The organism is Allomuricauda sp. CAU 1633 (genome assembly GCF_017313225.1).
Lineage (GTDB): Bacteria > Bacteroidota > Bacteroidia > Flavobacteriales > Flavobacteriaceae > Flagellimonas.
The window spans coordinates 677,692-698,620 of sequence record NZ_JAFLNE010000001.1 but is presented as its reverse complement, the minus strand read 5'-3'; the positions used below and the strand labels follow the sequence as shown (position 1 = coordinate 698,620).

The 20,929-nt window shown below is 41.0% G+C and carries 21 protein-coding genes; 8 read left to right on the top strand and 13 right to left on the bottom strand.

The annotated features are described in order from the left end of the window. Positions 1-15: 15 nt before the first annotated feature. Positions 16-2,130, bottom strand: coding sequence for a TonB-dependent receptor domain-containing protein (locus tag J0X14_RS03130; RefSeq protein WP_207096291.1), 2,115 nt, complete (start codon positions 2,128-2,130; stop codon positions 16-18). 63 nt (positions 2,131-2,193) lie between these two features. Beyond that, a complete protein-coding gene (locus tag J0X14_RS03125; RefSeq protein ID WP_207096290.1) occupies positions 2,194-2,490 on the bottom strand; it encodes a hypothetical protein in 297 nt (98 codons plus the stop codon). Positions 2,491-2,741: 251 nt separating this feature from the next. Here J0X14_RS03125 and J0X14_RS03120 point away from each other — a divergent pair, with 251 nt between their 5' ends. Both J0X14_RS03120 and J0X14_RS03115 read left to right on the top strand, forming a co-directional pair. Beyond that, positions 2,742-3,164: a hypothetical protein gene (locus tag J0X14_RS03120; protein ID WP_207096289.1), complete on the top strand. Its 423-nt coding sequence runs from the start codon at positions 2,742-2,744 to the stop codon at positions 3,162-3,164. A gap of 116 nt (positions 3,165-3,280) precedes the next feature. After that, complete coding sequence (locus J0X14_RS03115; protein WP_207096288.1) at positions 3,281-4,087, top strand: DUF1963 domain-containing protein; 807 nt, start codon at positions 3,281-3,283, stop codon at positions 4,085-4,087. Positions 4,088-4,098: 11 nt separating this feature from the next. On the opposite strand, the gene gldD is transcribed toward J0X14_RS03115, so the two are convergent. The 4 genes from gldD to mutY are packed head-to-tail and all read right to left on the bottom strand — an operon-like array spanning position 4,099 to position 7,499. Next, on the bottom strand, positions 4,099-4,656 hold the full coding sequence (gene gldD, locus J0X14_RS03110) for a gliding motility lipoprotein GldD (RefSeq protein WP_207096287.1): 558 nt from the start codon (positions 4,654-4,656) through the stop codon (positions 4,099-4,101). Beyond that, positions 4,646-5,956, bottom strand: coding sequence for a gliding motility-associated protein GldE (locus tag J0X14_RS03105; RefSeq protein ID WP_207096286.1), 1,311 nt, complete (start codon positions 5,954-5,956; stop codon positions 4,646-4,648). The genes gldD and J0X14_RS03105 overlap by 11 nt, the downstream gene beginning before the upstream one ends. 23 nt (positions 5,957-5,979) lie before the next feature. Continuing rightward, on the bottom strand, positions 5,980-6,438 hold the full coding sequence (locus J0X14_RS03100) for a single-stranded DNA-binding protein (protein WP_207096285.1): 459 nt from the start codon (positions 6,436-6,438) through the stop codon (positions 5,980-5,982). 23 nt (positions 6,439-6,461) lie between these two features. Then, positions 6,462-7,499 carry an A/G-specific adenine glycosylase gene (gene mutY / locus J0X14_RS03095; RefSeq protein WP_207096284.1) on the bottom strand — a complete coding sequence of 346 codons (1,038 nt, stop codon included), beginning with the start codon at positions 7,497-7,499 and terminating at the stop codon, positions 6,462-6,464. A 123-nt stretch (positions 7,500-7,622) separates the two neighbouring features. On the opposite strand from mutY, the gene J0X14_RS03090 reads away from it, so the two are divergent. The 3 genes from J0X14_RS03090 to J0X14_RS03080 all read left to right on the top strand — a co-directional run bounded on the left by J0X14_RS03090 (position 7,623) and on the right by J0X14_RS03080 (position 10,260). Then, positions 7,623-7,913: an HU family DNA-binding protein gene (locus tag J0X14_RS03090; RefSeq protein ID WP_036380395.1), complete on the top strand. Its 291-nt coding sequence runs from the start codon at positions 7,623-7,625 to the stop codon at positions 7,911-7,913. A gap of 272 nt (positions 7,914-8,185) precedes the next feature. Continuing rightward, positions 8,186-9,736 (top strand): Rne/Rng family ribonuclease, encoded by a 1,551-nt coding sequence (locus J0X14_RS03085; RefSeq protein WP_207096283.1) that lies wholly within the window; start codon positions 8,186-8,188, stop codon positions 9,734-9,736. Positions 9,737-9,789: 53 nt separating this feature from the next. Beyond that, positions 9,790-10,260, top strand: coding sequence for a regulatory protein RecX (locus J0X14_RS03080; protein ID WP_207096282.1), 471 nt, complete (start codon positions 9,790-9,792; stop codon positions 10,258-10,260). Here the strand turns inward: J0X14_RS03080 and J0X14_RS03075 are convergent, their stop codons facing one another. From J0X14_RS03075 to bioA, 4 genes are all read right to left on the bottom strand, one after another. Then, the gene (locus J0X14_RS03075; RefSeq protein WP_207096281.1) at positions 10,261-11,130 is read right to left on the bottom strand and encodes a cupin-like domain-containing protein; all 870 of its coding nucleotides are present in this window, start codon (positions 11,128-11,130) and stop codon (positions 10,261-10,263) included. A 60-nt stretch (positions 11,131-11,190) separates the two neighbouring features. Continuing rightward, the gene (gene bioB / locus J0X14_RS03070; protein ID WP_207096280.1) at positions 11,191-12,291 is read right to left on the bottom strand and encodes a biotin synthase BioB; all 1,101 of its coding nucleotides are present in this window, start codon (positions 12,289-12,291) and stop codon (positions 11,191-11,193) included. Positions 12,292-12,373: 82 nt separating this feature from the next. Further along, on the bottom strand, positions 12,374-13,540 hold the full coding sequence (locus tag J0X14_RS03065; RefSeq protein ID WP_207096279.1) for a beta-ketoacyl synthase N-terminal-like domain-containing protein: 1,167 nt from the start codon (positions 13,538-13,540) through the stop codon (positions 12,374-12,376). A 9-nt stretch (positions 13,541-13,549) separates the two neighbouring features. Continuing rightward, positions 13,550-14,836: an adenosylmethionine--8-amino-7-oxononanoate transaminase gene (gene bioA / locus J0X14_RS03060; RefSeq protein ID WP_242527896.1), complete on the bottom strand. Its 1,287-nt coding sequence runs from the start codon at positions 14,834-14,836 to the stop codon at positions 13,550-13,552. 62 nt (positions 14,837-14,898) lie between these two features. Between bioA and J0X14_RS03055 the strand changes: the two genes are divergently transcribed. Further along, a complete protein-coding gene (locus tag J0X14_RS03055) occupies positions 14,899-16,383 on the top strand; it encodes an ArnT family glycosyltransferase (protein WP_317194412.1) in 1,485 nt (494 codons plus the stop codon). On the opposite strand, the gene bioD is transcribed toward J0X14_RS03055, so the two are convergent. From bioD to J0X14_RS03040, 3 genes are read right to left on the bottom strand one after another with little or no spacing between them, the layout of a single operon-like run. Continuing rightward, positions 16,375-16,989, bottom strand: a complete 615-nt coding sequence (gene bioD / locus J0X14_RS03050) for a dethiobiotin synthase (RefSeq protein WP_207096278.1) — start codon at positions 16,987-16,989, stop codon at positions 16,375-16,377. The genes J0X14_RS03055 and bioD overlap by 9 nt on opposite strands. Further along, positions 16,989-17,366, bottom strand: a complete 378-nt coding sequence (locus tag J0X14_RS03045) for a DUF2007 domain-containing protein (protein ID WP_207096277.1) — start codon at positions 17,364-17,366, stop codon at positions 16,989-16,991. The genes bioD and J0X14_RS03045 overlap by 1 nt, the downstream gene beginning before the upstream one ends. Further along, positions 17,363-18,511 (bottom strand): aminotransferase class I/II-fold pyridoxal phosphate-dependent enzyme, encoded by a 1,149-nt coding sequence (locus J0X14_RS03040; protein ID WP_207096276.1) that lies wholly within the window; start codon positions 18,509-18,511, stop codon positions 17,363-17,365. The genes J0X14_RS03045 and J0X14_RS03040 overlap by 4 nt, the downstream gene beginning before the upstream one ends. Before the next feature lie 63 nt (positions 18,512-18,574). Between J0X14_RS03040 and J0X14_RS03035 the strand changes: the two genes are divergently transcribed. Both J0X14_RS03035 and J0X14_RS03030 read left to right on the top strand, forming a co-directional pair. Continuing rightward, positions 18,575-20,368 carry a M61 family metallopeptidase gene (locus J0X14_RS03035; RefSeq protein ID WP_207096275.1) on the top strand — a complete coding sequence of 598 codons (1,794 nt, stop codon included), beginning with the start codon at positions 18,575-18,577 and terminating at the stop codon, positions 20,366-20,368. Next, the gene (locus J0X14_RS03030; protein WP_207096274.1) at positions 20,369-20,899 is read left to right on the top strand and encodes a GNAT family N-acetyltransferase; all 531 of its coding nucleotides are present in this window, start codon (positions 20,369-20,371) and stop codon (positions 20,897-20,899) included. Positions 20,900-20,929: the final 30 nt, after the last annotated feature.

Genomic DNA, 20,929 nt, shown 5'->3' with positions numbered 1-20,929 from the left:
TTTTTGTTTCATTTTTTAAAACCTGTACTGCACAAAGGCCGAAAGATTTCTACCTGGGTCATTAATAGGCACCCGACCATAATCAGCTTGATTCACAAAAGAAAAATTCAAGTGGTTGTTATAGGTCACATCAAAAATGTTGGATGCAGCCACTCCCAAAGTAACATGTTTAAACGGTTTTGCGCCAAAACTAAAGTCCACAACCCCATAACCATCCGTAACCTGCTCACCAAATGAGGGTGCAATCTTGGATTGCTCAGAAGTAATAACATACGTAGCCCCAGCCCAAATTTTATCTCGCTCAAACCGTAAATTAAAGCGTGTCACCAATGGCGGGGTCAACGGAAGCGATTCATTCAAATCCTGATTTTTGGCGTACACATAGGATAGTTCCGTTTTAAAGGCAAAATCCTCCAAAAAGGACAATTCCCCAAAAACTTCAAAGCCTGTTTTATAGGCTTCGTCCAAATTGGTGAATCGTTTTACTTCAGTAGGTTCAGCCATGGGCATGTACTTTTTGTCCAATGTTGGATCAATCACAGGAACAATATAATTGTCATATATGGAATAATACACTGAAGCTCCATAATCCAATCTGTTCATGACATAACCATCAAAATTTGCATTTGCCTTTACACCCAACTCAAACTGATTGTTCACCTCGGCATTCAAAAAAGGGTTGCCCACATATTCATAAGGGTCTTGTCCCACCGCAAAGTGGTTAATGAACCGTTCAACCATATTGGCGGAGCGTACACCTCTTCCATAGGCCAATTCAAACAAAAGATTGGATGTGGCCATATATTTAAATGATGCCGTAGTACTGAAATTGTGCTCTGTACGTGTATCCAAATCGGGATATTCAGCAACAAAATCATCCGATGGTGCATCTGCTTTAGAGCGGACCATATCATATCTGGCCCCAAGATTCAATAAAAGCTTTTCAGTCAGTGGATATTTTCCTTCTACAAACGTTCCATAATCTTCAATTTGGGAATCTTGCCAAACCTCATCCACAAATTCCATGGGCATTGGAAGCGCTTCACCGGTCATCATGTTTCTTTTTACTAGGCGGGTTCTGTTTCCTGTTCTTCCTACCGAAAAAGCATCTATCCCAGTATAAAGTTTTAGGTTCTCAATTGGTCTCCATTCAAGTTCAATCCTACCACCCAAAGTAGTGGCTTCTACTTCAGAAATGGCTTCCATCATCATAAAGGTTGGCCGTAGCTCATTCGTCATAATATGGTCCACTTTAGAGCGATAAACCTTTGCACTCAAGGTTTTTAATCCTTCGGAAATATTGTCCAACTTATAATCTAAAGAAAGGACATTGCTGTTATCTTCTTCCGTATCCATGGGTAATCCTGCATGCAGGACATCCCTTCCGAACGATTGCCGGAAACCAAGCTGTAACCGTTGGTTTTCGCTTGGATTATATCCTACTTGAACCCCATAATCGTTACTTTTAAATGATGACGGTACCTCGTTCCCATCGCCATCTTCGTAATTGCCAAAATCACGAAATCCAAAATTGAGGTTGGCGTCAAACCTTTCTCCAATATATTTAACATTGGCAAAGCTGGTAATGGCATTGCCGTTGTTCTCTCCTCCAAAATTCACCTTTCCATGGTAGCCTTTCTCCTGTTTTTCTACCTCTTGTGTCACCAAGTTCACAATACCGCCAAAGGTGGGGCCATACCGAAAAGTATAGGGTCCTTTAACCACCTCAACCCGTTCTATTTCCTCGGGAATCACATGGGTGGTAATGGGATCCATTCGGTTGGGGCACGCGTGCATTACCTTGGTGCCCCCATTAAATTGAACATTCAACTGTTCGTATTGCGAGGCACGGAAAGATGGGTCTATGGCATAATTACCACGTTTTATTAAGTTAAACCCATTGATGTCCTTAAATAGGTCGGCCACATTTTTAGATTGGACAATTTTCTTTTCCGGTTCGCTCTTGAACGAGGAAAGAACCGGGTCTGTTTTTCGTTTTCCTTCCACCAAGACCTCGTCCAATTTCACCAATTTATTGGATAGGGTATCTTGCGAGGGCTCCACTTGGGCATAGGATACACCCATCCCAAAAAGCAAAACGCAAAGTTTTGCTGTTGCAATTCTATTCATTTTTGATTTTTTGTTTAAGATTATACATGTACGGCTATGGTATTTGCCGTGGCGTGGTACATCTTAAACCATGGGCGGCTTTATTAGGGTATCGCTAAAGCGATAAGCATAGGAAGTTGTATAGTAAAATACATTTTTGTGACCCTCATCATCATTTGACATGGAGTAGTTGGGCAAATCCACCAAAAAAACCAAGACCTCTTCCCAACCGATAACGGGCATGGGTTCTTCATCTTCTGTTTGTGCACGAAGCATCTGCATCAACATACATTTCCCATCACAATTGAGTTCGGGTTTGTCCTTGTTTTCGCAGAGTTGCTCTATAAACCCTTCCCTGTCCAAGCTGTAATAGAGGTACATTGATGAAAAACGTAGGTTGCTGATTAGTATCAGCGCAATAAAAAGGCAAGAAAAACCCAGCTTTTTCACGAATATGTTGAACCTGTTTTTCAAAAAAATGACTGTTTCCGTGTATAGGCCCCAAATGTAAGTTTGAAAAACATGTTTTTTGGTGACAAAAGTCATCTTTTCCATTTATTTCAACATTTAACGCCAATCATCCATTTTTGCTTTTTCAAATGGTTAAATTTGAGGACAAAATTCCAACAGCCATGAAAAAAATCTCTTCAATATTAATCTGTACCATTTTGTTTTTGGGTTTCTCCTGCAAGGAAGAAAAGAAAGCCCCTGAAGGCCCCACTCAAATGGAAAAAGTGATGGCCATTCATGACGAGGTAATGCCCAAAATGGGAAAATTGGGAAAATTAGTGGGAGAACTCAAAGCTAAGGTGGACACCACCGAAATGGGACAACAATATGAAACGGCCATGAAAGACCTTCAAGAAGCTAATTCGGCGATGATGGATTGGATGAGAGATTTTGGGGATAAGTTTGATTCTGATGAAATATTGAATGGCAAAGAGCTTACCGAAGAAAAACAACAATGGCTGGATGAAGAGGAGGAAAAAGTAAAAGTTGTCAAGGAAAAAATCAACGGCAGTATTGAAAGGGCTGAAAAACTCCTCAACAACTAACATTTTCCGATTATTGGACAGTATTGGTCAACTCAAACTACCTGTTTATCAATCCATATCGTTCCTTTCTGGGCTAGACTTCTATTTTAGGTCAAATAATTCCTAAAATAATACGTATGAATCTTCATGAAAAAGCCTTTAAAATTGCTCATTCTTTTCTGAAAGAGCACAATCTGGAAGATAATTGGAATGTATTGAAGCATGACTTCCAATACTATTTGGGTTACAATAAAAACCCTATTTTGGATGAATCAAAGGTGACCCTTGGTGCCTCCAAAATTCGTGGATTACCCCATTTACCTGATTCATTTGAGTTTTTACCCGGAGAACTGTTCATAGCTCAATTGAATTTATCTGACATCAAACCCTACGATTTTAACAACATACTGCCAGAAAAAGGCATTCTACATCTTTTCTTAGATGAGAGCACCTCGTTATCCCGATGTTCTTACTATGATGGATCCTTTGAGAATCTCAAGGTACGCCCCTATCCTAAACAAAAAACCAAGCTTTATGATAAGAAAGAATTCTTAAACGAGTCCTATACCATTGATTTTACTGATAATGAAATCGTAAACCTGGGGAAAAATAATTTTGAGAAAATTTTGGGCAATAAATTTAAAGATTTAACTGCCCGGTTAAAAGAGCAACTCGGCAATGCCCTTGTAATCAATGACCTTTTATATTGTGATGGCACTCCAAATAATTTTGTCTTTGGTGAGCCACGTTTTTATCAAGATGAATATATTGAAATGGAATATGATGAGATGGATGATGGGTATCCTAGTTACAGTTCATCATACACACTACTTTTTTGTATGAGTTACGGCGAAGGACATGTAAACTTCTTTATAAAAGGGGACGTTTTGGACATTTCAAAGGACATCAACAACCAAATTGTTGCCATTTATTCTGGCACCTAGTTGCTGCTAAACTAATTTTTCCATCGCAAAGTTTCCATTATCCTTCTAATATCGTTCTGCAGGTACATGGCCGCTGGAAGAATGGAATCGTAATTGGGTTTGGCATAAAAATAAAGTGACCCGGTTACAAAGTGCTCTGTGCTATCGGTCACATAAAATTGGGATTGAGAGGCTGCATTGCCACTGACTTCATAAAACATCCCGTAGACGCCATCCTCGGGGTTCACAAAGGGCTGGTCTATGATATTATCTGCCTTACGAACATGCTCATAGGAGAGTTTTTGGGCGTCGATTAATAAAGTGTCCAAGTTGCCGTTCACGGGTTTGTAGGTAAGATAAATGGATCCTTTCATCATGGGATAATCCAAAACCAAAGAGCAATCTGTGTTCTCCTTTATAGTGGAGCGAGTATTCTGTTGAAAAGAATAGGGGCAATCTATATCGGATTCCAAGTAACTGGCTGTTGGATAGTCCAAACGGAGCATAGCCTTTGGTTTGGGCTGAACATCATCTTTACAACCGACCATTACAATAGTCGCCAACAAATAGAAAAGAAGGTTATGCTTCATGGGGCAGTGTTACTTTTATACGTTTCAATCTTTTTTTGTCCAAACTTTCCACGATAAATTGATAGTTGTTGAAAAAAACTTTTTCACCTTGTTTGGGGAAACTTCCGGAAATTTCCAATACAAACCCCGCAATGGTTTCGGACTCGCCCTTTTTCGATTCAAATTCTTCTTCGTTTTCAATCTTCACCACCCGGTAGAAATCCTTTAGAGCTGTTTTTCCATCAAAAACATAGTTGTAATCGTCCAATTTTGAGAAAATAAGGTCTTCATCATCAAACTCATCACTGATATCGCCCACAATTTCCTCAATAATATCCTCCAAGGTAACAATACCTGAAGTCCCCCCATATTCATCCACCACCACGGCCAAGTGGTTCTTTTTGTCCTGAAATTCCAACAAGAGATCATCCAACTTTTTGTTCTCGGGGACAAAATAAGGTTCACGAATCAAGGACATCCAATTAAACGTTTTCCTTTCGATATAGGGCAAAAGGTCTTTCACATACAAAACACCCAGAACATTGTCCATATTTTCAGAGAAAACGGGGATGCGGGAATACCCATTCTTTTTGATTTCTTGGAGGACTTCCGGGAATTTCATTTTCTCGTTAAGGGCAAAAATATCGATTCGGGGACGCATGACCTGTTTGGTATCCGTATTCCCGAAGGTTACAATGCCCTCCAAAATCTTCTGCTCTTCTTTTGTAGTGTCTCCTTCCGAAGCCAATTCCAGAGCTTGTGATAAATGATTGACGCTAAAACTGGATTTCTGTTTCCCCAACTTATCCTCTAAAAATAATGTCGCAGAACGCATGGGCGCGCTCAATGGAGTGAACAAAAAATTCAACCCTTTTAAGGGCAAGGCCATAAAATGGGAAAATTGCACCCGGTTACGGTTAGCATAGATTTTTGGAAGGATTTCCCCAAACATCAAAATCAGGAATGTGGCAACCACAACTTCCAGTAAAAAACGCCATGTTCCATCAATATTTACAAAAATGGTGTTTCCAATGGAGCTGAACAGCAACACAATTCCAATATTGATGGCATTATTGGTAATAAGAATGGTAGCGAGGAGTTTCTTGGGCTTTTCCAATAATTGAACAATGAGTTTTCCTCGGGATGTGTCTCTTTCCTCTATCTCGTTTAAATCAGTTTGGGAAAGACCGAATAGGGCCACTTCGGCCGCAGAGATCAAAGCCGATCCACCTAAAAGAAGTAAAAGCACAACTATTTTTAGGGTGAAGATACCACCGGTAGCTGCGAAGAAAAACACCAAACAATGGGGCTCAGGATCCAAATTCTATTGCTTTATACTTGTATTTAAAAGGGTAGGTCATCATCCTCTTCGGTATTGTCAACGGGTATTTCTGGTGCAGTAGAGCTTGAGGGATTATTTTGTGGCGGAGTTCCCGATGACTGCTGTACATTGGCCATGCTTTCATTTTTGGTAGTCAAAAAGGTAAAGTCCTGCACATGCACCTCTGTAGTGTATCGCATATTGCCATCCTCGCCTTGCCATTGTCTATTTTTCAACCTTCCTTCCACATAGACCTTATCTCCTTTGCTTAAATACTTTTCGCAAATTTCAGCGGCCTTGTTCCGAACCACAATATTGTGCCAATCTGTATTGGTGACCTTCTCCCCAGTCTGCCTATTGGTATAGGTTTCATTGGTTGCCAAAGGAAACCGGGCAATGCAATTGCCTCCCTCAAAATAGTGGATTTTCACCTCGTCTCCCAAATGCCCAATCAGCATTACTTTGTTCAATGTTCCGCTCATAACTCTTTAATTAGTCAAAAGTACTAAATTTTAAATGTCTGGATAAAATCCGCAATCAAAACTGGGACGGGAAAAGCCGTTATTTTCTCCCATGCAATCCCATTGGCCAATAAATCATCTGTTTTTACAATCCAAAACTTGGCATGTAAATGTTGATGGGAAAGTTTATGTGTGATGGGCTGCTTATTATATAAGGATAGGGATTCCATTTCAGGGTAGTCATTCTTGCTTGTCAATTTTTTCTCCACTTCATCAACATGAAGCTCCTTTTCAGATTCCAATAGAGGAAATTGATACAGATTCTGCCATATTCCACGACCTTTCCGTTGCTCCAACAAGGTATTTTTGTCCTGGTCCAGAAACACCAAATAGTTAAAATGGCGATCCTTGATCTTGGTCTTGTTCAATTTTACCGGAAGAACATCCACCTTATTTTCTTTTAAAGCGACACAACTGTCTTGCAAGGGACAGAGCAAGCAATACGGTTTTTTAGGCGCGCACTGAATAGCCCCAAACTCCATGATGCCTTGGTTATAGTCCCTAATGTTCTTGGTGTTCATGACTTCTCTGGCCAGCTCCTTAAAGTATTTAATGCCCTCAGTACTGTTGATGGGCAAATCCACACCAAAATATCTTGCGAGCACGCGATACACATTTCCATCGACTACAGGTTCTGGGACATCAAAACAGATGGATGCAATGGCACTTGCCGTATAATCACCCACGCCTTTTAGAGATTTTAGCCCATTATACGTTGTTGGAAACTCCCCATCAAAATCTTCCACAACCATTTTAGCCGTGGCATGAAGGTTCCTCGCTCGGGAGTAATATCCCAGTCCCTGCCAAAGCTTTAAAACTTTTTCTTCGGAGGCATTCGCCAAGTTGTGCACCGACGGAAAAGCTTCCAAAAACCTTTGGTAATACGGCATCCCCTGTACTACTCTTGTCTGTTGAAGGATGATTTCGGACAGCCAAATCTTATAGGGATCACGGGTGGACCGCCACGGAAGTTCGCGTTTATTTATATGGTACCACTCTAAAATTTTCTCAGAAAAAGACATCTAGAAAAATACTATTGCCAAAATGAATGAGTTTATATACTTAAAATTAAAGGCTTTAAACGAAAGATTAATTTTAATTTTTATATTTGCAAGCCGAAAAAATAAGAAAAATAATCAAGAGAAATGACGAAAGCAGATATTGTAACTAGAATCTCAGAAAAACTAGGAATTGAAAAAGGAGACGTACAAGCAACAGTGGAATCTTTTATGGAGGAGGTTAAGTCTTCCTTGGAAAACGGAGACAACGTTTATTTAAGAGGTTTTGGAAGCTTTATCATCAAGACAAGAGCCGAAAAAACAGGTAGGAACATTTCAAAGAATACTACCATTAAAATCCCCGCGCACAATATTCCTGCCTTTAAACCAGCAAAAGTGTTTGTTGAAGGCGTTAAGAGTAACGTACAAGTAAAATAAAAATAACTAACACAAAAGGAGAGTACTATGCCGAGTGGTAAAAAAAGAAAAAGACATAAGGTAGCTACCCACAAGCGTAAGAAACGCAGGAGAGCTAACCGACACAAGAAAAAGTAGTTGTTGTCCAACTACTTTTTCATTTTGTATTTACACGTTCTTTGACATAGAGATTCAAGAAACGAATTTCAGTCGGTTTGAAATAGAACCGATTCTATATATTGTTTAATCATTTATCCCAAAAACCTTATGGGGTAAATACAAAATCGATTCAGGTGAATAGAGAATTAATTGTTAGATCTAGTCCTGAAGCAGTCGATTTTGCCTTACTCAAGGATGGAAAACTTATAGAATTACACAAAGAAGAGGACAACAACAACTTTTCCGTAGGGGATATCTTCCTAGCCAAGATACGAAAACCCGTTACAGGCCTAAACGCGGCATTTGTCAACGTAGGTTATGAAAAAGATGCGTTCCTGCACTATCATGACCTTGGTCCGCAGCTGTCCTCCATGTTAAAATTCATCAAAAAAGTTAGAATGGGGAAGTTAAAGGACTTTACCCTTAAAGATTTTCCATTTGAAAAAGATATAGACAAGAATGGCAGCATCAATGATGTTATCAAAGCCAATCAGTCATTATTGGTACAAATTGTAAAGGAACCCATCTCCACCAAGGGACCAAGAATCAGCTCAGAACTTTCCATTGCTGGCCGATACTTGGTAATGGTACCTTTTTCAGACCGAGTGTCGGTATCGCAAAAGATAGCGAGCAAGGAGGAAAAGGACAGGCTCATACGACTTGTAAAGAGCATTAAACCCAAAGGATTTGGCGTAATTATCCGTACCGTAGCAGAAGGCAAAAAAGTTGCAGAACTAGACAAAGATCTTCAGAATTTGTTATCCAAATGGATAGCAATGTGCAAGAAATTGCAAAGAGCACCGCATCCCGCCAAAGTATTGGTGGAACTCAACAGAGCTTCCTCCATTTTAAGGGATGTTTTCAACGATTCCTTTACAGGGATTCATGTTGATGAGGAAACGCTCTACAACCAAATCAAGGATTATTTGCACGAAATAGCACCCGAAAAAGAATCCATTGTAAAGCAGTATTCAGGTCCAGCCCCAATTTTTGAAAAGTTTGGGATCGAGCGTCAAATCAAGACCTCTTTTGGACGCACGGCCTCCATGAGCCGTGGGGCATATCTTGTTATTGAACATACCGAAGCGCTTCACGTCATTGATGTGAACAGTGGTAATCGTTCCAACAAGGCCAAAAACCAAGAGGATACCGCTTTTGAAGTAAATCTGCTCGCCGCAACAGAAATTGCAAGACAATTGCGTTTGCGGGATATGGGCGGAATCATTGTTATAGATTTTATAGATATGACCCGGGGTGAGCACAGAAGAAAACTCTTCGATCACCTAAGGAATGAAATGAAGGACGATAGGGCCAAACACAAGATTTTGCCCCCCAGCAAGTTTGGACTTGTACAAATCACCAGACAACGGGTACGTCCAGAAATGAATATTAAGACCAGCGAAGAAAACCCTAATGGCACTGGTGCCGAAGTTGAAGCGCCAATAGTCTTGATAGACCATATCCAAGCGGATTTGGAGCGAATCTTAAAAGGTGACCACAAGAACAACGGAATTATATTGAATATACATCCGTTTATTGCGGCTTACATTACTAAAGGATTTCCCTCCATGCGTTCCAAGTGGTTCAAAACCTATAAAAAATGGATCAAGGTTCAACCTAGGGATGCCTACAAATATCTTGAATACCGTTTTAAAGATAAAGACGGTAAAACAATACGACCATAATAAGAAGCGACTCCAGAAATGGGGTCGCTTTTTTGTTTTATGTACATTTGAAAATGCCGTATACCAAAAGCTATACCCTGCCCGAGGCCACAAAAAAAATGGAGCATTACTGTGCTTACCAAGAACGTTGCCACTATGAGGTCGTTGAAAAACTAAAGGGTATGCGTATGATTCCTGAAGCCATTGATCAAATCGTTGGCCACTTAATTCAGGAAAACTATTTAAACGAGGAGCGTTTTGCCAAAAGTTTTGCCCACGGAAAATTCAACATAAAAAAGTGGGGCAGAAAACGCATTGTTCTAGAATTGAAACAACGTCAGATTTCGACCTTCAACATTAAAAGTGCCCTAGCCGAAATTACGGAAGAAGACTACCACAATACCCTTGATGGGCTCGCCAAAAAAAGATTGGAACAGATCAAAGAGTCCAACCCGTTAAAAAGAAAGAAAAAATTGGCCGATTATCTTCTGTACCGAGGTTGGGAAAGCCATTTGGTCTACGAAAAACTCCAAGAATTGATCTAGTTATTTTTGAGCCAATAACCGCTCCGTCCGAACCACAGCTTCTTCATTTTTCCAATCTATCCAATCTTGTCCCTTTAACCTGCGCATCAAATTATCAAAATGACGCATAAAGAAAATGTTGTACACTGCCTTGCCAAAATTCTTGGGTTTTCGTGCTATGGCGCGCAAACTCATGGAAAATCCAGGAGTGATATATTTCATATGATGCCAATACCCTTCGGGTATATAAAGCACGTTTCCATGCTCCAATTGGGCCACATGACCCTTAGCATGTTTTAGGGCGGGCCATTTATCCAGATTCGGGGCATCAAAATCGATATCCTCCCGAGTAATCAAGGAATGTGGAATTTTATACAAATACTTCGTCTGGGATTGGGAAAATAAAATGCACTGTTTTTTCCCTTCAAAATGAAAATGGAAAATATTGGCCAAGTCAATATCGTAATGCATGAAAGTATGTGAGTTGCTTCCACCAAAGAACAACATCGGTAGGCCCTTCATCAAAGGCAGCCCAAAATCCGGATACGAAAAATCTTTTTGGAGCTGCGGAACTTCCTTTAAAACATTCCACAGAAAAATTCGGTATTTGGTGGGTTTGCTTTTTAGCAAGTCGATGTACTCCCGCATCTTCATTTTGGCATGGGGCTCATTAAAGCCCTCGTCATGCTTTACAGGCCGATCGTCATACAGTGGAACTTCTTTTTCGCCTGCCACATCCTTCATATAATCCAAACTCCATTTGGAGTACGCAGGCCAATCCTCAATGAACCTTTCTATGACTACTGGCTTTTGAGGTTTGAAGTATTTTTGGATAAACTCCTTCTTGGAAAGGGTCTCCTCCCTAGGAATCTGTTCAAGGTTTAGCTTCAAGATTTCAATGAGTTTGAAACTACTAAATTAGTAAAAAGGTTTTTAAAAAATCTTGAAACCTTATTGCTTGGAAACTACCCCTGTTTTTTGTTTAGCCGCTTCATTGCGGTCAATCGTATGCCCCGGTCTGGACCATTTGGGCTTCTCCCCCAAAGGCTGAAATTGTGACTCGGCCGCTTCAACAGTTTTCGGTTGGGGTGCTTTTACAAAGGCTTTTTGGGGATTCAATCCCAATTGTTGGAACATGGCCATATCCTCATTTACATCTGGGTTGGGAGTCGTCAACAATTTATCGCCCGCAAAAATGGAATTGGCCCCTGCAAAAAAGCACATGGCCTGACCTTCACGGCTCATTTCAGTACGTCCAGCAGATAAACGTACTTGGGTTTTGGGCATAACAATTCGGGTAGTGGCCACCATTCGAATCATTTCCCAGATTTCAACGGGTTTTTGATCTTCCATAGGAGTACCTTCAACAGCAACCAAAGCATTGATTGGAACTGATTCTGGCTGGGGATTTAACGTAGCAAGGGCCACCAACATCCCAGCGCGATCCCCTTCAGATTCACCCATACCGATAATTCCACCACTACAAACAGTTACATTGGTCTTACGGACATTCTCAATAGTTTGCAGACGATCTTCATACCCACGGGTAGAAATGACTTCTTTGTAATATTCCTCTGAAGTATCCAAGTTATGGTTGTAGGCATACAGGCCAGCTTCGGCCAAGCGTTTAGCCTGATTCTCGGTGACCATTCCCAGGGTACAGCAGACTTCCATATCCAATTTGTTGATGGTACGGACCATGTCCAACACCTGATCAAATTCGGGTCCGTCCTTTACATTTCTCCAAGCCGCACCCATGCACACCCGGGAACTACCAGAAGCCTTAGCACGCAATGCCTGTGCTTTCACCTGCTGAACGGTCATCAAATCGTTGCCCTCAATATCGGTATGATAGCGAGCAGCTTGCGGACAATACCCACAGTCTTCTGGACAACCTCCTGTTTTAATGGAAAGTAAAGTAGAAACCTGAACCGTATTTGGATCATGGTGCTGCCTGTGAACGGTAGCTGCCTCATACAGCAATTCCATTAAAGGTTTGTTATAAATTTCGAGAATTTCTTCCTTGGTCCAGTTGTGCTTCGTGTTGCTCATAATACTTGGAATCTGGTTCAAAAATAAGGCATTCTTCACGATTAAAACCAAGAATAACCCGATTTAAGAAATAGCTTGTTTTTTATGGGTTTGAGCTTTTCAGCAGAATACTTACGGCATTCCCCCCGAAGCCAACGGCATTTACCATGACGGTTCCCAGCTTTTTTTGCTCATTCTTATTTTGATAAAAAGGTGTTGGAATGTATTGCTGGTACTGCAACATTAAAACGGCCAACTCCAAGCTCAACAATCCCGAAGCGCCAAAGGTGTGGCCCACTTTCCATTTGTTGGTGGTCAAGAATGGCATACTTTCCCCAAAAACTTTTTTTATGGCATTGTACTCCGTTAAATCTCCCTTAATGGTTCCTGGAGCATGCATTACAATGGCATCCACTTTATCAATCCCTGCACTTTTCAAGGCCATTTTCATAGAATCTTGAAAACATTGGGCGTCTGTGGAAATAGAAACACTATGCTCCAAAGGCTCGGTGGCATACCCAATACCAGCCACCAAGGCTAAGGCGTTGGATTTTTCTCCTTTTTCCAAACAGGCTAATGCCGCCGCTTCACCCAAAACCATAGTATTCTGATTTTTTTTCAAATCCATAGCCTTGCAGGGGTGGGTGTCTGTTTCTCTTGAATAGATTTTCAAAGCCTGCATTTGCGCTATGGTAAATGGAGTCAATGGGGCTTCGCTGCCTCCAACCAAAAATTTATCGGTCAACCCACTTTGAATCCAAGCCACGGCATTTAACAATGCATGCAAAGCGGTGGAGCAAGTGATGGAATGTGAAATTTCTGGCCCTTTTGATTTTAAGTCGTGCGCCACCCAAGACGAAATATTGCCCAAAGTTGTGGTTGGTGAACTAAGGGTAGATGATTTTCCCTGTTCCAAAAATTCTTGATGATATTTTTCAAAAAGGGATGTGGCTCCTCGGGAGGATCCAATGTTCACCCCAAAATTGGATCCTGATTTCCATCCAGCTTCTTGGATTACCTTTCGAGCTGTGTAGATGGCGAACAAAACGGAATCGTCCAAATCCTTGTATTTATGATCGGATTGGCGTAGCGTTTCAATTGATTTCTGGACCTCTTTATTTAAGGGAGAAGCCCAAACTTCCTGTTTTCCAATTTCAAGTTTTGAAAAGCAATGGTTTTCATTCAAGTAGGAATTCCAAACTTCTTGCGCTCCACCCCCCAAGGATGAAATTGATGACAACGCGGTTATGGAAATAGGTTCTTTCAACATATTTTCAACTTATACCAATTCCAAGGCCGACTTGATAGCCCCATAAATCCGTTCCATTTGCTCCTTGGTTGTAATGAAAGGCGCCAAAATATAAATGGTTTCACCCAAAGGTCTTAGAAAAACGCCTTGGTCCATAAAGTGCTTGAAAAGTTGGTTTCTCAAATTACCATAACGCTCCATTTTTATGTTCAAATCCAAGGCATAAATGACCCCCAACTGACGCGTACTGGCCACTTTTGGGTGATGCTTTATCTCTTCATCAAATTTTTGGTGCCATTGGATGGTATTTTGTATCCCAGTCTGGATTTCTTCGGTTTGAAGCAGCTCCAATGCTGCCAAAGCCGCCGCACAGGCCAATGGGTTAGCCGTATAGGTATGCCCATGAAACAGTCCTTTGGCCACATCATCACTGTAAAATGCCATATAGACCTCTTGGGTACAGGTGGTAAGCCCCATGGGAACCAGACCTGCCGTCAAGGCTTTGGAAAGGCACATGATATCGGGTTGAGTATCCAAATAATCAGAGGCAAAATATTTCCCGGTTTTGCCAAACCCCGTCATTACCTCATCAGCAATCAATAGTATACCATGCTCCTTTAAAAGCCCAAGAATTTTATCCAAACCATCTACATCGTGCATTTTCATGGCCGCAGCTCCCTGAACCAAAGGCTCATAAATGAACCCAGCAATATTGTTATGCTCCAATCGCCTTTCTAGAAATGTCAGAATTTGGTGGATATTCGTTTCTGTGGGCACCGGGATACGCTCCACCTCAATAAAAAAATCGGCAAAAGGACCATTATATACGGAAAGACCCGAGACCGACATCGCCCCAAAGGTATCGCCGTGAAATCCTTCCTCAAAAGCCAACAAAACATTTCGTTTTTCGCCTTGATTATGGTGATATTGCAAGGCCATTTTTATACCCACTTCCGTGGCGGTGGAACCATTGTCTGAAAAGAAAAGTTTCTCTTGGTTTTCGGGTAGAATCTTGATGAGTTCTTCGGAAAGTTTTACGGCCGGTTCATGGGTAAAGCCACTGAACACCACTTGGTCCAAACGCTGCATCTGCTCCGAAACTTTTTTCAAAATATAGGGATTACAGTGTCCATACATGCAGGTATACCACGATGCAATACCATCCACATAATCCTTTCCATCCTCATCAAAAATCAATGCCCCTTCGGCTCTTGCAATACCCAACATATCAGGACTCACCTTATGCTGGGTCAATGGGTGCCAAAGGTGTTTTTTGTCTCTGTCCGTTAATTTTTCCAATGCTTCTGTCTTACGCAAACCCCTTAATTTATCTATCTTGCAAAGATGACAATTAATAGCCAAAAAACTTAATCCTGACCGTGTTTACTAAAATCCCCTCCCTTACTTCTATCCGATATGAAGACTTTAACTGGAAGGCGGTTCTATTGATTTTGTTTTTGGTGGCCCTTTTTATCCGGTTTCCCTTTTTCTTTAGGGATTATGTTGATCGTGACGAAAGCACTTTTATCATCATGGGACAATCATGGGTGGATGGTCATTTGCCTTACACCCAGCTTTGGGACCTAAAGCCACCAATAACATTTTTGTTCTTTGCCATCGTCATAAAATTATTCGGGAAAAGTTTTATTGCCATTCGGTTATTTGGAACTGTATTGGTAGCATTGACTTCCTTGTTCACCTATGGAATAGCGTCCCAAATAACTTCCAAAAAAATTGCCTTTTGGTGTGCCGTGTTCTGTGTGTTCTTTCTAAGTCTCTTTGGAAGTTTGCAGGGCGTAATGTCTGAACATATCTGTACTTTCTTTTTTATGACCGCTTTGTATGTGGTGTTCCTCAAAAATGGTGGAATTTGGTATTTTATTTCTGGGCTTCTCTTGGGACTCTCGGTCATGTCCAAATTAAACATGGCCTATCCTGTCTTAATTTTGGGATTATGCCTTTTATGGATTGGCTATAAAAATCGACAGTTGTGGTCTACTTTCCAAGGTTTGGTCTTTATGGGCATGGGCACGGTCTTAATCGTGTTACTAACGGTTCTTCCTTATTATTTGGAAGGAAACACACATCTTTGGTGGCAGTCCATTTTTGAGGCCCCACTGGCCTATTCCGAAGGAAAATTCCATTCCCCCTTGAAAACCTTGCCCTTTTTAATCGTGATTTTGGGCTTGCTCACCGCAGGATTTGCAACCAAAATTATTGACTGGAAGGCTAGGGAACTACAAATTTTAACCGCTATAGTCGTTGGAACTTTATTGTCGTTTATGCAGGCGGGCAAAATCAATGGTCATTATCTGATTCAACTCTATCCTTTGATTTTAATACCTTTTAGCATGGCGGTGGGAAAACTTCCGCAACCTAAAAAACGATATAGACCCTTGCTTTTTTTGCTTTTGGCTCTTATTCCAATGGAATCCTATTTGGAATACGCCAATATTGTTTCCCATAAATTGGAAAAGGGTTCTTTTTTTAATGGGGAGGGAATTGATGTGCCCAATTACATTGTTGAGCACAACCTAGAAACCAAAAATATTTTTTTTACAGAATATCATATTGGATATTGGGTGCTGAACGAGAGTCCACCCACCAAAGCAGCCACACATCCAAGCAATGTGGTTCGGGAAGAGATTTTCCCTTATATGGAAAATCCAAGAAAGACCGGCATGGAAGAATTGCGGTATATCATGGAAGTGCTTCAACCCAAAACCTTGGTGGCTCGGAACGGAAAAAAGATTTTTGACAAAAAATTGATTGAGGTCAACTCTTATATTGACACTTATTTGATGGAACACTACACCTTGGTGGAAACCGTGGGTCGTGGACTCATTTACCAGCGGCTAGAATGATTCCAGAACAGACTTGAACTGCTCTGCATATTTTTTAATGACTTCCTTGTCAAACTTTTGTTCCTCGTTGATTCGTCCCAAAAAAGTCACTTCAGATTTCTTCAAAATGATTTCCTCAGTTGTCGGATGCTCATCGCCACTGAAAATTATACCGACTTTCACCTTCTTTTCCTGCAATTTTTGCAAGGTCAAAAGGGTATGGTTGATGCTTCCCAAATAATGCCGGGACACCACAATGACTTTGTAATGGAGTTGAATAAGGTCAAAAATGGTATCGGTATCGTTCAAGGGAACCAACAATCCGCCAGCGCCTTCAATCACCAAATGGTTTTTGGTTTCTGGGGGAACGATTTTGTTCAAATCAATGGTAATTCCATCAATAGCCGCGGCGGCATGTGGGCTCATCGGAGTTTTTAAGGCATAACTATTGGTGTGGATTTCGGTTTTATCATTGGAAATAAGGGCTTCCACTTTATGGCTGTCGGAGTTATCCAAATCGCCTGCCTGGATGGGTTTCCAGTAATCCGCTTGCAGGGCTTCCACCACAATAGCAGAGGCCAACGTTTTTCCCACTTCTGTCGAAATCCCGGTTATAAATAATACCATTATTGTTGGGGTCTTGTAATAAAATTACACTGCATACATCTGTACTTCGCAGACTCAAAAAACGGAAAAAGTTTAAAGAAAAGACCTTTTCTGGAATAATATTTTTCAGATTTTGTGGCCTTGCAGTTGGGACATACAATCAAATTTCCCTTTTCATCCCTTGCATAACTTTTAATCTCTTCATAAACACGTAATGCTTCTTCCTTTTGGGATAAATAGACCTGCAAACGCACCCTTGAGTAACTTGTTGCTGTATGATAATTAAGGTTTTCTTCCCAGATAAAAGCAGGAATTCCTTCGGACTCAAGCTTTGCTTTTGCCATTTGGGCATCCGACTCTAGAAAAAATGAGTCAAGCGTATAAAATTCCTTTTTCACTTAAATTCACTTTTTAGCAATTTTAAAACTTGCGATATTTCTTTTGTTGTGTTGAAAGCATGCAAACAAAATCGCAAGCGCTCTTCTCCTTCCTTTACCGTTGGGGAAAGAATCGGTCGAACATCAAAACCCTCTTGCTGCAATTTTGATGCTATTGGCTTTACCGTAGCATTGCCCGGAATAATAGCACATTGAATCGCTGAATTGCTTTCGATAAATATATCAGCTATCCCTAATTGCTCCAATTTTATTTTAAAATAGTTGATATGCTGCTGAAGTAGCTTACACTGCTCCTCACCAAAATCCCTCAAATAATGATAGGAACCCAAAAGAATTGCAACCGAATGGGGTGGTAATGCTGTTGTATAAATCAAACTTCTGGCAAAATTGACCAAGTAGCTTTTAAGTGTATCACTCCCTAAAATAGCGGCTCCGTGACAGCCCAAGGCTTTTCCAAACGTAATGATCCGGGCAAAGACCTGTTTTTCCAATCCCAATTGGCAGGTTAAATCCCTTCCCTCGCCAAAAATTCCAGTGGCATGGGCCTCGTCCACAATTAAATGACAGCCATTTTCAGTACAAAAATTGGCCAAGCCCACTAAATCGGGGGAATCTCCATCCATGGAAAAAACGGATTCGGTGGCAATATATATTTCTGATTTACCGTCCCTATTTCGACTTCGCTCAATATGACGGCGCAAATCATCGATACTGTTATGTTCAAACTTATAGTTCTTCGCATGCCCCATTTGAATACCATCCCGAATACTGGCATGGACCAACTCATCATAAAAAATGATGTCGCCTCGCTGTGGCACTGAAGAAAAAAAACCAACATTGGCATCATAGCCCGAATTGAACACTAAGGCAGATTCCGATTTGTGATGCATGGTTAAAAAATCTTCTAATTCAACATACAAATCATGATTTCCGGTGAGTAACCTAGAGCCGGTTGCCCCATTTTTTTGAGAATCCTTTTCGAGAAAAATGGAAGCCTGTTTGGACAGATTTTCGTTTCGGGCAAAGCCCAGATAATCATTTGAGGAAAAATCTACCAATCCATCAACCGATAACAAATTGCGCATGGCATCCTTCGCCATTCGCTCAGACAGCTTACGCAGTAACTTTTTGGGAAATTTCTCCATACCACAAATGTAGTACTTACTGTTTTTAAACAGTATCTTAGTCCTTTATAAACCTGACTGAAAATGAAATTTATTCTATCCGTCTTTGCGCTCTTTTCAACCCTCTTTTTAACAGCGCAGACCAATACCTATAGCATCTCATTTGGCAATGCTGTGCATCATGAAGCAGTCATTCAAGCTGCGTTCCCTGATTTAAAAATGGATACGATTTCCTTTCGAATGAGCAGAACCTCTCCAGGAAGGTATGCCCTACACGAATTTGCCAAAAATGTCTATGGTTTTAAAGCAATGGACAGTAAAGGAAATCCCTTAAGCGTTTATCGCCCCAGTCCGTATGAATGGCAGGTAACAGGGCATGATGGCACTGTTAAAATTGAATATATCCTGTTTGCGAATAGAGGGGGAGGCACCTATTCCCAAATAGATGAGACTCATGCCCACCTCAACATTCCGGCAACTTTTATGTTTTCCCCAGAATTAAGTGATCGAAAAATTGAAGTAACCTTTGATGTTCGGGAAGACCTCAACTGGAAAGTGGCCACCCAATTGCCTTTGGTCTCCAGCACCACCTATTCGGCTCCTAATCTGTATTATTTTATGGATAGTCCAACTGAAATCAGCGACTTTATGCTCAGGTCTTTTGAGGTTGATGGCAATACCATACAATTGGCAATGCACCACAATGGTTCTGAAGAAGAGGCTGACACCTATTTTGAAAAAGTGAAAAAGGTAGTATTGGCGGAAAAGGAGGTGTATGGGGAACTGCCTAATTTTGATTATGATAGGTACACTTTTTTGGCCTGTTATATTCCCAATGCCTCAGGGGATGGTATGGAGCATAGGAATTCCACCATTTTAACCAGTACTAGAAGTTTGGCCGAAGGAGGAATGGAACGCAATATTGGTACGGTTTCCCACGAGTTTTTTCATGCTTGGAATGTGGAACGTATGCGACCCCAATCGTTGGAACCTTTTGATTTTGAAGCGGCCAACATGAGTGGAGAACTTTGGTTTGCTGAAGGTTTTACCAGTTATTATACCAACCTCATTCTTTGCCGAGGAGGTCTTATTTCACCCAAAGAATATGTCGAAGGACTTGCGGGTACGTTTAATTATGTATGGAATTCCCCGGCACGTCAGTTTTTTAATCCCATTGAAATGAGTTATCAGGCCCCATTTGTGGATGCTGCAACTTCGGTGGATCCTGTGAATCGGGAAAACACTTTTATATCCTACTACTCTTATGGGAGTGTGTTGGGACTGGCGTTGGACTTGTCCTTGCGCCAAAATGGACTCAATTTGGATGATTTTATGAAGTTGGCTTACGAGCGATTTGGGGAAACAGAAAATCCATATACCGTTGAAGATTTGCACCAGACCCTGAACCAATATGCAGGAAAGAAGTTTGGCGACACCTTTTTTAATTCTTATATCTACAAGAGTGAAATGCCAGAATACGGGCCATTATTTGAATCAGTGGGTGTGGCACTTGAGCAGCAGAATAACGTTCCCGGTTTTGGTCCTTATGTTGAAATAAATACAGATGGTACGGCTACAGTTTTAGGAAATCCCACTATGGAAAGTCCTGCTTATATTGCCGGATTGGACAAAGGCGATATCATTACATCCATTAATGGCCTTCCATTGTCCAAGGGGCAAGGTTTTACCGAATATCTAAAACAATTCAAGGTGGGTGATACCTTAAAAGTTGATTTTATGCGCTACGAAAAGTCTATGACCACAACTTTGGTTCTTGGTCTCAATCCAGATTATTCCATGCACTTGATGGAAGATGCGGAACAAACCCCAGCAGCCCAAATGCTGGAACAACGCAACGCTTGGCTCAAGAGTGAATAAATGATTTACTGCAAACAGGCCTCCAGCGATCAGGAATTGGAGCAAATTCTCTCGCTACAACAAGAAAACCTTATCAAAAGCCTATCTGCTGAAGATAAAGAGAAAGAAGGTTTTTTAACGGTTGAGCATTCCATGGAAATTTTAAAAGCCATGAATGAAAAATGTGGGCATATCATTGCTGTCGATAATGGCGATGTCGTAGGCTATGCGCTGTGTATGCATTCCATTTTTGCAGATTCCATTGCAGTATTACGGCCCATGTTCACCGAAATCAAAAAAGTGATTCAGAATCAAGATAATTATATGGTTATGGGTCAGATTTGTGTAGCCAAAAGTCATAGGGGCAAGGGTATTTTCAGAAATCTGTATCTGACCATGAAGAACAGATTGCCCGAAGGTTTTGATACGATTATCACAGAGGTTGATGGAAAAAACAAGCGGTCACTTTCAGCCCATGCAGCCGTTGGGTTTAAAACCCTAAAGGTGTATCCCTCCGACGATAAAGAATGGCACCTTATTATTTTAGAATAAAAAAACCGCTCAGTTGAGCGGTTTTTTTGT